Origin of the sequence: Bacillus sp. EE-W1, from assembly GCF_009760835.1 — a bacterium.
In the GTDB taxonomy this organism is placed as follows: Bacteria; Bacillota; Bacilli; order Bacillales; family Bacillaceae_G; genus Bacillus_A; species Bacillus_A wiedmannii.
Genome location: NZ_WIPE01000142.1, coordinates 1 through 10,129 on the forward strand (window position 1 = coordinate 1; position 10,129 = coordinate 10,129).

Genomic DNA, 10,129 nt, shown 5'->3' on the forward strand with positions numbered 1-10,129 from the left:
GGTTCTCTGCTTGGTTATCCGCTCGGTTCTCTGCTTGGTTCGTTTCTATCATTTTCTCTATTCCCTCTATAAAATTTTTATAATCCAAATCTTTAGGATTATTATTATGTAGGTCTGTAATAAACTCTTTACACTCTTCCGTTCGTCCTAACTTTAGGAGTAAATTTGCTTTTTGAAGTATACCACTTTTAGCATTCTCATTTAATTCTATAGCCGTATTTATATATTCTAGCGCTTCTTTATATTCCCCTAGACCTTCCTTATTAAGGGATAGATAAGTATATGTTAGATAATTATTAGGTGCTATATTTAAATTTTCCTTTAACAATTCAATACTTTCTTTATGCTGACCTAGCCATGTATGTGCTGCTGCTTTTAAACTGTTAAAGTCAGCAATCCCCGAAACATCATTTTTATTATGATCAATATCAGCAAGAACTTGTTCGTATTTCCCATCGTTCATTTTTTTCCATAAACTATCGAGCAAAAGTTCGTATTTTTCATCTTCTTTAACAACTATATCAATATATCCATCTTCTGAAACCACAATAATCAACGTATTATTATTAATTTTTGTGTGTGATTTATTATATTTTATAGCAGAATTGTACCTCGCGCCCCTAGAACTATCTCCTAGTTCATTTGCTGGACCATCAAGAATTACTCCAATCCCATGAACATTTCCATCTAAATCTAAATATATAGCACCATCTATGCTTGAAATTTGATTAAGAACTAGATTTCTTTTACTTTCCACCATATCAATCAAATTAATTTTTTTTATTTTTACTGCTTGTTGAAAATTGCAAAGTCTATTTATCTCTTCTTCGGCCAAATCTTTTGTCCCGACAACTAACATTGTGCCGTGTTTCTGATAAGATGCTATTTGGACAATATTTATTAATTTATCGATATTAGATTCCGAGATATCAGAAAAAATTCGATTTAAAAAGTATCTTAATTTACCTTTTGGAAATTCTCTATCGCTTAACATTATCCGATTATCTCTAATTTTATAAATTAAACTTTCCTCATAATTCCAATTTACAATTTCTTGTTCCTCCGTAAATGAAGTTGTTTTTTTCTTAATAAATGATACTTCTTTAACATCATAGTGTAATTTACCATTGAAATGTATAAAAATTATTTTATCCTCTAATTTATGTTTAAATGCTTCCCCATAATCTTTAAAATGTCCTAAACCATAAATCCCTTCTTTATCCCCTACTGCAAAAATTACATCACTACACATTTCCATTATTTTCCTTATTTTTTTTATTTCTTTATAAGGTATAATCCCTTTAAAATCTATAACTAAATCGATATGTTCGCTAATATTTTGTTTATTGATTAATAACAGTTTAGCTTCTAATGAACCTCCTTCATATGGGCTGTTGGAAATTAAATCTAAATAAGATAAGATACCTTCATTATCAATTCCTTCTGAGTGAGATTCATTAATTCGCTTATCAATAAGTTCAAGTAAAAAATTATAAGCCCATTCAACTATTTTAGTCATTCCAAATCTATAATTAGTAGAATCTTTATTCGCATATAAATTCCATAGTTTATTAACGAAGAAATATATAATTGAAAACTCTTTGCTTATTTTTGTTTCTGAGCTATCTACTAAATCTTTAATTTTAATTAAATATCTTTTGTCCTCATATACTTTTATAAACTTAATAACATCATCGATAATTGGTTGTTTTTGTTGCAAAGGGTCATCTATTTCTGATATTTTTATTTCAGCATTTTTATTTATCACTTTAAAAAAAGTTTCAAACATTCCTTCTATTTCTTTTAACTGTCCATTTGTATAACCACTCATTATCCTTCTTCTCCTCTACATCCTCTTTAAAAGAAAGCTCCACTTCACATTAATTATAGTTTTTATATTTACTATTGTCTTTGCTTAATTATCCTGGCTTGTTAACTCAAATCCCCTTCTTTACTATCTTTATAATGATATACTAACACAAATATCCAATTGAAAATACGAGGTAGCGTCAGCATTTCGTTGGCGCTAACCTCAATGTAAACTCGTGTAATATTTCCGATGAAACGGCGAATCCCTTGCGAGAGTGAGGTTTACGGTGGTTTACGTATAATGAGAATAGTTACATTTATTTACGTATATATGAAACTCATAGGGAGCGGTACAATTCGCTACATTTCGGTAGTGATTTATGATAGGTTGCGAGTAGTGATCGTTATTATTCGTTGTACATCGATACATATGTGTAGTACTTCGTGTAGATCGGTAGGATTATCTGCGCATTCTCTTCGCTACATCAGCACGGCGCCATATAGAGAGAGTCGATCCGAAATCAAGGGGTTTTCATTCGCAGTAGATCCGCCCGACCTGATCGCCTCGACTAGCGTAAATATTTTCGAATTAAATTACGAAGCTACTACAAATCTCATAGCTTTGGAAGTCTAAGGATTTCGGCGCATACAAAAAAGACACCGATTTATTTTTTCGATGCCTCTCGTTGTTTCCGTGCATATCGTTCTAATGTCGATAATGAAATCCCCGTAACCTCTGCGGTTTTTTTCATCGAATAACTCATTTTCTCGCGAAGTTCTAACGCCTCTTTTAGTCGCTGCTCGTTAAACTTTTTGGGACGTCCTTCTTTAAAGTCGGGACGCTGCTTAGCGATCGCTTTTCCTTCCTGAGTACGTTCGACGATCATATCTCTTTCGAATTCGGCAAATGCAGCGAATACATTAAACATTAATTTACCTGCTGCGGTAGATCGATCGATCACGCCTAGATTTAATACGTGTACGATCACGCCCTTTTCGTATAGATCTGTTACGAGTTCAATCGCATCCTTTGTTGATCTTGCAAATCGGTCGAGTTTCGTTATTACAAGTGTATCGCCTTCGCTGATCTTCTCCATTAATTCGATGAACTGCGGACGATCTCTTGTTGTTCCTGTGAATTTCTCTTTATAAATGATATCGCATCCTGCATTATGTAGGGCGATCTCCTGCGTCTCTAGATCCTGCATTAATGTACTCACTCTTGCATATCCGTATTTCATAGTTTATCTTCTCCTTTTTGCCCTCTCCTTCGCCTTTACTTTTGAAGGTAAGTTATGAAGGTTTATTATGTAGCTATCTTATCACACGCTAAAAATACCGTCAATACTGTTAAGTTATGAAGGTGTTGCCTAATGCGTATTATGATCACGGACACGCCGCTACATATGACCACACCTACCAACCTGATCGAGATAGGGCGTACCTACCTGCCGATATCTGATCGACCACACCGCCGTATCATTTGACCAATAGCCCGATACCTATTCGTGATACCCCGATACTATTACCCCGATATGACCTGCCGTATATAAGTACGCTCATACAGGCTCACACAGGCGCTTGTATGCCTCGTCTAATGCTTTATTGTATTCGAATAGCCTACAAACTATCAGAGAGGCTCACAGACACCTTGCAACGTACGCTATGCATTACCACTACATCAGCGCATGGCATACGACTACACCACGGCGTACCACATAACTATCTATCATATCGTATGGATCGCAGCAGCAGCGGATCAAGATCGTTCTTGTTCATTGTCTTCTTTAATCGATGCGATTGAATTCGTTTAAAGAATTGTTATTGATCTTCTTCTTCGTTCTCTTCTTCGAACTGATTAAAGTCTGCGATTGATTTCGATTGATCTTCTTCTTCGATTGAGTTTCGTTTGTTGTTCGTTGTTCTTTCTTCTTCGCATCGAATCGAATTAAAGTTCGTGATCAACTTTCGTTTGTTGTTTCTTCTTCGTAATTCTTTTCGTGAATAAATTAAAGTTCTAAACTTCGAAACTTCTTTTGATCGTCTTCTCGCTTCGTTTCTGAGCTTTTAAAAAGTCGGACATGTCGCAGCATCCCAAAACGAAAAAAAAGCGCCAACCTCCCAACGTACCCCCCGCAGCCCGTTCAGCAGTGGTCTAGAAATAGCGCACACCATTTTTAACTCAGGGCGTAAAAGTAACGGGACACGATGTCACGACACTTCCATCAGCAGCGAAGCCCGATCGATCCTAGTCCGTGACATCGCGTCACACAGTAAATTTAGTAGATTTTACCCGATCCGCTAAAAGTTGGCGCCTATGTTTTCGAAGACGTTGACGCAGTCCGATCGAGTAAATGGACATGATGTCGACTTACTTTCAAACGAAGCCCAAATTTAGATGTTAAAAAGTTTTTATTGGCTAAATATCGATCGATCTCACGAAGTTACCCAACCCCTTGATAATTTAAACGATCACCACTCGATAAAAATTCGCGCATATATTTTTTAACTCAGGTAGTCGAGTTTCTTCCATTATAGGCGAGATCAGTTAACACACGTAGTCGATATAAATTTTCGCATCAGTTGCCCAAACGATCAGGATCAACGCGTTTATGTACGTAAGGGCAGCGGATCAATAAAAAGTTTCGCTAGATTGACCGAAACGACCGTGATCAATGTCTCTATATTAACGTAAGCAATTACGGCAGTATGAACGAGGCGACGGGCGGATATTATTTAAACGTCTTTCACGCCCTATCCTATGCGTAATAGAAGAACAAAAAAGAACGTAGTTATATTCTCTAGTTAAAATAACTCTAGTTCTTGTAAATCTAGTTGACCTGTAGCGAACCGCCTATGAGAAACGCAGTTTACTTCATATGAGAAACGCAGTTGACCGCCGACTCATACGCAGTTCATTGCCTCATACGCAGTTTATCGCTCAATAGAAAGGGAGAGATCAGGTAATGAAAACAGAAAATCTAGTCCAACAAGTAGAAGAAACGTTACAAGAAATCACGAATCACGAAAACTACGACAAGTCAGCAGCGGAGATCCAAAAGGATCAGATCGATCAGCCGATGTTTGACAAGTCTATCACACCGAAAGAAAACGATCATACGCTAGACTTCATTAAAATGCCGACCAATCTGCGCTATTACTCATATATGCAGGACTACGGCATAACAGAAAGCGCGCTGATCCTATATCAAATCATTATCGATTTTTTCAACGCGAAAGAAAAGAGAGCATACCCGTCACAATATCGGCTTGCAATGGAAACGGGAAAATCTGTAAGAACGATCAACCACAATATAAAAATTCTGCAAAACGTCGGTCTAGTCGCAGTAAAGCGTCGCGGGATCGGACGCAGTAACGAGTATATTCCATTATTACCGCTAACATTCGATGAATTACTCAAACGATTCCCGAAAGCCGAGGAACGTTACTACAAACACGCGCTAGCAGTCGAGAAGATCCGCAAGAATGACGAAGAAAAGAAGAGTGAGATCATGCAGCGCATTGAAAAACGTAAGGCAAAGGATCAGGCTGCGAAGAAAACCGGCAGCAGTGACGATATAGAAAGCATGAGTTTCTAGAAAGCGAGGTTTCGCGATGTACATCGAAATCCCTGAAGCTGATCGCCGCTATCTAGATCTATCCGACGAGAAAAAGGCGGCAGCAGCGAAGAAAAAGAAACGTAAGCGAAAGAAAAAACGTAACTATGCGGTTGGGTTCGGCATAACATCGGCTGATCTTGTTATCGAGTTGAATACAGACTTTGCAGCGGAAAATAAAACGCTGATCGAAGAGAAGTTGTATAATGCGCCGAAAATAAATACAAAAAGTTCCGTAGAGATAACGCTCAATAATGGGGAGGATCTCGACAATTGGAATTACGAAACAAACGAAAAACTATAAACCAATATAAAAAATAATCGGAGGTAATACAAATGAAAAATACAAAAATCAAAATCGAACTAAACGAGGAATTCTATCCGCAGGCGAAGAAAAGCGCCGAAACACCGAAAAACAATGTTGTACCATTCCCAACCGCAGCGCCAATCGCAGCAGCAGCGGATCAAGTAGACGAAATCGGGGCGATCGATCAGGATGCGCTTATTAATCCCGAAAACGCCGATCTTCGTGATAAGTACGTTGAGAGAATAGAAGTGTTAGATCTAGTCAAAGGGCTGTTACTGCTGCCAAATATGGCAATGGCAACTACAAAGCAGGTCGCAGAATTATACAAGGTAAGTCGCTACTTGATCAATAAGGTCATTGAGCGTAATCGCGACGAGCTTACATCGGACGGGCTAAACTATCAGAAATATAGCGAGGTTGCAGAAAAAGTAAATGGACATGATGTCAACTTACTTTCTAGCGGCGTATCTTATCGAGGTGCATATCTATTCCCTAAACGTGCGATCCTGAGAATTGGCATGTTGTTACGTGATAGCGAAGTCGCGAGAGAGGTACGGGATCAACTACTTAATATCGAAGAAAATGCGACGGATCAGCAGCGAACAAAGGAGATCGATCACGAGCTAGAATTGCAGGCAGCGATCGGAAAGGCGATCATGAGCGGCGATATTTTAGAGTTAGCGCAAGCAACTACGAAAATGGCAGACTATAAAAACCGCCATATCGCGAAGGTCACGAAAGAACGAGACGAGGCGCGAGCGGAAATCGACGAGATCAACGGAAAAGAATTAATTTCAATAGAGAACGTCGGAAAGGATTATATAGGCGATATTTCTGCGATGAAATTAAATAGATTCCTACAGGATCAAAAAGTACTAGCGAAAGATAAAACGGACGGTCATTACACCGCTAATTTAAAATATGCGAGATATTTCCGAACAAGTACGTACCATCATAACGGCAAGATCCGAAAAAGTCTGAAAGCAACGCGAGAGGGCGCGAAGTTCATCGCGGATCTATACGAGAAGCACGAGAAAGGAGGCGAAAAATAATGCAGAATAGTAAAAAACGATGTCCACAATGTAAAAAATATAAGGATCTCGACCAGTTCCACGAATGCAAATCGAATTTCGATGGACTGCAAGGACGCTGCAAGCCGTGCAATAATCACACACGTAACACGAATAAGAAAACGCTGATCATCCCCGTAGAGATCGACGGCGAAACGATCGATCATCGATATTGTAAGACCTGCGAAGAGCTAAAGCCGCTAGATCAGTTCTTTAGTAACGGACGAGGCGGAAGGAAAGCGCATTGCAAGCCGTGTTATGTCGAGAAGACGAAGAAAAGCAAAGCGATCAGAGAGGCGTTAGAAAATAACCGACCTGATCAGGCGAAGTCGATCGCCTAAAATATGCGGGGAAAAGTTTCGGTGGAATAAAATCTAAAAAAAATGGAACAACGAGTACAATTTCGACCTCAATAGAAGTACATATATAGTGAGAAGAAGATCTTCTTTTTCTCTTTCTAGTTTCCTACTTCTTTTAGTGGGTTTGATCGTTTCTCCATTAGCGGCGGGGTTTCCTCTTCCTTTCCTCGCTGCATCCCCATTGGTCTAGTAAATAGCGCTTCCTGACGTTAGTTACTAGCGCGGCAACACGGGACATATATTGCTTTCTTCATCCTTCCTTTCTTCTTAGTGCCAGCCGTAGGATTTTCCCGATCCACGGCGAGGCGCATTGATCTAGTACATGATTAACACAATTGGGCGGTGAGCTGAATCGCCGTCAGTGCCAGTCTTCGTTCGAATTTATGTAGGCGTCAATATGTTTCGTTCGCAAGACGACATATGATGCGGTGGCGGGTTTCCCGCTGCCACATTTTTTAAATATACGATGTAACATTGTACAGATCTCAGCCGGTCGATGGTGTATACATCAGAGGGAGCGAAAAGAATGTACCAAATCACAGGCGACAAACTGCGATTGATCCGAGCGTTGGCGAACGTATCACAACGAGAACTAGCGGATCTAATCGGAGCGGATAAAAAAAGCGTCTCAGCGTGGGAGGTTAATCGATCAGTATGCAGCGCCGAGAGCGTGGCGAAGATCGTTAATTTTGTCGGTGAAGAGAATTTCAAGTTAATCGATGCGCGATTTTACGCGATTCAAACCCAAGACATCATGAAGCAGCTACAAAGAAAGGCGCACGAGTGATTATGATCGTAAAACAACATGACGATCACATAACGATCGAAGGCGACGAGGATCTATTGCAGCTCGCAGGGATCGAGATCACGCCGACGCCACTAAAATCAGGAGAGCCACCGATCAATTTTAGTTCACTGCGATGGCTATACGAACAAGCTAAACGAAGAAAGACGCGCGATACCGCTGCATTGTACGTGATCAGCCGCGTTAATTATCTATATCAGAATGATCAAAGAAAACAAAAATAAAACGAAATTAAATGGAGGATACAAAAATGAAAACATCAAAAAACCTAATTCAAGAAGCTCACAAGATCAAAGGAAACTTCACAGGAAAGGTACTAGGGATGCAAAAACTTTTCCGAGAGAATCAAGCAAAGATCAGAAGTAACGATATGTTAACGGCAAAAGGACAGTTCGCACAGATCGACAAGTTAAAACGAAAACACGAGGTTGCTATGGTCTGCATGATCGAAGAAGAAAAAGAGGCTCACGATAGATTGATCAGCGAGGCTCGTATGTTAGCGGAAAGAGATCTATACAAAGAGCCGTCGAAGGTCGAGAAGAACAAGGAAACGATCTTTAATGCGAAAATGAAAGAGTTAAAAGGTCGAGTATTATTCGCATCCAACCCGACACGAGCGGCGGAATTCTTAGCGGAAATGGTAGAGGCTGCGGATCATCCGACGTTAGCGCGATCCATTCAAGACGAGTTCTTTACTTTAGGACAAGCGGTATTACAAAGCGCAGGCGGCAGCGTAGAAGCATCGCACAAAGTTCGCCAGGCGTTAGGGAATACACACAATAAACTAGTTCGCGCTACACAAGTCGAAGGAGCGGGCGAAGCATTCGAAGTACTACAAAGAATCGAGGCGATCGAAAATGCTGCATTCGTAGATACTGCGAAATATGGCGCGGCGTTTAATGAGTTCTCGAAATATCTAAATGAATACGCGAACGACACGGAAGCATATAAGAACGTGCATCGCGATCGCATTCTACGAGTACAGATGGAACACTCAGACATGACAGGTGCACTTATTACTAAGTAACACGGAAGATCGGGGAGGCTTGGCGGCTTCCCTACGATCCACTAAATAGAGACAAAAAGGGAGACGACGAAATGACAAGAAAAGGCGAAGCAGTTTTACATAATCTCGACCAACTAACTAAAACAGATAGAGAGAACGTAACTACAATGCTACGAGTAGGGACGCATTTGCACGGACGTAACGGATTCAATCTAGTACGTTGTGTAGAATCTAACGAATGGCAGATACATAAGAAGACGAATAGAGGGAATGCAGGCGTAAAAGAGGTAGATGTATTTGATCGTTGGCGCTAGGTTGGCGATTATGCTACATAAAATAATAACGAAAAGGATGCGGTAAAATGGCAACACTAATCGAACTATACGAAGAGGAACAACGACTATATAAAAAGCAGGTAGCCCGAAAAGCGGCGCAAGCTGAGGCGGAAAAGGTAGAGAAAGCGGAGATCCGAAAGCTACAGGATGAGATCGCCGAGAAGATCGCCGAAGAGCGAGAGCAACAAAACAAACGATAAGAAAAGGACGTGTTAATGTGCGAACACTATTCGAAATCGAAAGAGATATAAAACGACTAGACGAAGAGAAAGCGAAGGTTATAGCGGAATATAAACAACAACTAAAAGAAGGAGGACGAGAATATGACGAAGAACAATACGAAACAAGATGCAAAGAACTATGCAAGGGATATCACAACTAGAATTACATCGAGAGATATCCAACCGAGAGGAAACGCGGAAACGAAGAAGGCGGCACCGATCGTAATTCACGGGATGGCAATGTCTCGACATCTAAACACAAATTAATGCGAAGACATGACGGAGATCCTAGCGGGTTTCTGTCTTTTTTTTGCACGCAGCGAGATAATATTCGAAAAGTGTGATACCGAGAATGCGATTTTGAGGCTATTATCTTTTCATCCGTGGAATAGTTATTCGTCTAAATGCGTTAAAATTACGTATATAGAATCGATAGAATACGAGGGCTTTCAACATTGACGCAGAGCCGCTCTATAGTGTATAATATTAATTACAAAAACGGTCAGTTGACCGCACAAATGTACGCTCAGCAAACGATGAAAGAGTCGTTTTATATATCGTAGGTAAATGACGGTCGGGAGTTCGAATCTCTCCTGGGAC

13 protein-coding genes are annotated in these 10,129 nt (G+C 40.0%); 10 read left to right on the top strand and 3 right to left on the bottom strand.

From position 1 onward, the window contains the following. From GFJ36_RS28490 to GFJ36_RS28500, 3 genes are all read right to left on the bottom strand, one after another. Positions 1 to 1,831, bottom strand: a 1,831-nt coding sequence (locus tag GFJ36_RS28490) for a diadenylate cyclase (protein ID WP_194956680.1), incomplete at its 3' end; no start/stop codon positions are given. 643 nt (positions 1,832 to 2,474) lie between these two features. After that, positions 2,475 to 3,050, bottom strand: a complete 576-nt coding sequence (locus GFJ36_RS28495; RefSeq protein WP_157349832.1) for a recombinase family protein — start codon at positions 3,048 to 3,050, stop codon at positions 2,475 to 2,477. A gap of 580 nt (positions 3,051 to 3,630) precedes the next feature. Further along, positions 3,631 to 3,774, bottom strand: coding sequence for a hypothetical protein (locus tag GFJ36_RS28500; RefSeq protein WP_157349833.1), 144 nt, complete (start codon positions 3,772 to 3,774; stop codon positions 3,631 to 3,633). 1,001 nt (positions 3,775 to 4,775) lie between these two features. Here GFJ36_RS28500 and GFJ36_RS28505 point away from each other — a divergent pair. The 10 genes from GFJ36_RS28505 (at position 4,776) to GFJ36_RS29280 (ending at position 9,796) form a co-directional block, all read left to right on the top strand. Then, on the top strand, positions 4,776 to 5,408 hold the full coding sequence (locus tag GFJ36_RS28505) for a helix-turn-helix domain-containing protein (protein WP_157349834.1): 633 nt from the start codon (positions 4,776 to 4,778) through the stop codon (positions 5,406 to 5,408). A 16-nt stretch (positions 5,409 to 5,424) separates the two neighbouring features. Next, positions 5,425 to 5,730, top strand: coding sequence for a hypothetical protein (locus GFJ36_RS28510; RefSeq protein ID WP_157349835.1), 306 nt, complete (start codon positions 5,425 to 5,427; stop codon positions 5,728 to 5,730). Between the two features lie 32 nt (positions 5,731 to 5,762). Continuing rightward, a complete protein-coding gene (locus GFJ36_RS28515) occupies positions 5,763 to 6,785 on the top strand; it encodes a phage antirepressor KilAC domain-containing protein (protein WP_157349836.1) in 1,023 nt (340 codons plus the stop codon). Further along, positions 6,785 to 7,144, top strand: coding sequence for a hypothetical protein (locus tag GFJ36_RS28520; protein WP_157349837.1), 360 nt, complete (start codon positions 6,785 to 6,787; stop codon positions 7,142 to 7,144). Before GFJ36_RS28515 ends, GFJ36_RS28520 begins: the two co-directional genes overlap by 1 nt. A 544-nt stretch (positions 7,145 to 7,688) precedes the next feature. After that, on the top strand, positions 7,689 to 7,949 hold the full coding sequence (locus GFJ36_RS28525) for a helix-turn-helix transcriptional regulator (protein ID WP_157349838.1): 261 nt from the start codon (positions 7,689 to 7,691) through the stop codon (positions 7,947 to 7,949). Between the two features lie 2 nt (positions 7,950 to 7,951). After that, entirely contained in the window at positions 7,952 to 8,191 is a 240-nt protein-coding gene (locus tag GFJ36_RS28530; RefSeq protein ID WP_157349839.1) for a hypothetical protein, read from the top strand. A gap of 26 nt (positions 8,192 to 8,217) precedes the next feature. Then, positions 8,218 to 8,994 (top strand): hypothetical protein, encoded by a 777-nt coding sequence (locus GFJ36_RS28535; RefSeq protein ID WP_157349840.1) that lies wholly within the window; start codon positions 8,218 to 8,220, stop codon positions 8,992 to 8,994. A 71-nt stretch (positions 8,995 to 9,065) separates the two neighbouring features. Further along, positions 9,066 to 9,287 (top strand): hypothetical protein, encoded by a 222-nt coding sequence (locus GFJ36_RS28540; RefSeq protein WP_157349841.1) that lies wholly within the window; start codon positions 9,066 to 9,068, stop codon positions 9,285 to 9,287. Between the two features lie 47 nt (positions 9,288 to 9,334). Next, positions 9,335 to 9,508: a hypothetical protein gene (locus GFJ36_RS28545; RefSeq protein ID WP_157349842.1), complete on the top strand. Its 174-nt coding sequence runs from the start codon at positions 9,335 to 9,337 to the stop codon at positions 9,506 to 9,508. 123 nt (positions 9,509 to 9,631) lie between these two features. Then, the gene (locus tag GFJ36_RS29280; protein WP_165770985.1) at positions 9,632 to 9,796 is read left to right on the top strand and encodes a hypothetical protein; all 165 of its coding nucleotides are present in this window, start codon (positions 9,632 to 9,634) and stop codon (positions 9,794 to 9,796) included. The last annotated feature ends 333 nt before the right edge of the window (positions 9,797 to 10,129 follow it).

Excerpts from the sequence above, each read along its gene's own strand:
- GFJ36_RS28495 (WP_157349832.1), bottom strand. The coding sequence starts at position 3,050 with ATGAAATACGGATATGCAAGAGTGAGTACATTAATGCAGGATCTAGAG.
- GFJ36_RS28505 (WP_157349834.1), top strand. The coding sequence starts at position 4,776 with ATGAAAACAGAAAATCTAGTCCAACAAGTAGAAGAAACGTTACAAGAA.
- GFJ36_RS28510 (WP_157349835.1), top strand. The coding sequence starts at position 5,425 with ATGTACATCGAAATCCCTGAAGCTGATCGCCGCTATCTAGATCTATCC.
- GFJ36_RS28515 (WP_157349836.1), top strand. The coding sequence starts at position 5,763 with ATGAAAAATACAAAAATCAAAATCGAACTAAACGAGGAATTCTATCCG.
- GFJ36_RS28520 (WP_157349837.1), top strand. The coding sequence starts at position 6,785 with ATGCAGAATAGTAAAAAACGATGTCCACAATGTAAAAAATATAAGGAT.
- GFJ36_RS28525 (WP_157349838.1), top strand. The coding sequence starts at position 7,689 with ATGTACCAAATCACAGGCGACAAACTGCGATTGATCCGAGCGTTGGCG.
- GFJ36_RS28530 (WP_157349839.1), top strand. The coding sequence starts at position 7,952 with ATGATCGTAAAACAACATGACGATCACATAACGATCGAAGGCGACGAG.
- GFJ36_RS28535 (WP_157349840.1), top strand. The coding sequence starts at position 8,218 with ATGAAAACATCAAAAAACCTAATTCAAGAAGCTCACAAGATCAAAGGA.
- GFJ36_RS28540 (WP_157349841.1), top strand. The coding sequence starts at position 9,066 with ATGACAAGAAAAGGCGAAGCAGTTTTACATAATCTCGACCAACTAACT.
- GFJ36_RS28545 (WP_157349842.1), top strand. The coding sequence starts at position 9,335 with ATGGCAACACTAATCGAACTATACGAAGAGGAACAACGACTATATAAA.
- GFJ36_RS29280 (WP_165770985.1), top strand. The coding sequence starts at position 9,632 with ATGACGAAGAACAATACGAAACAAGATGCAAAGAACTATGCAAGGGAT.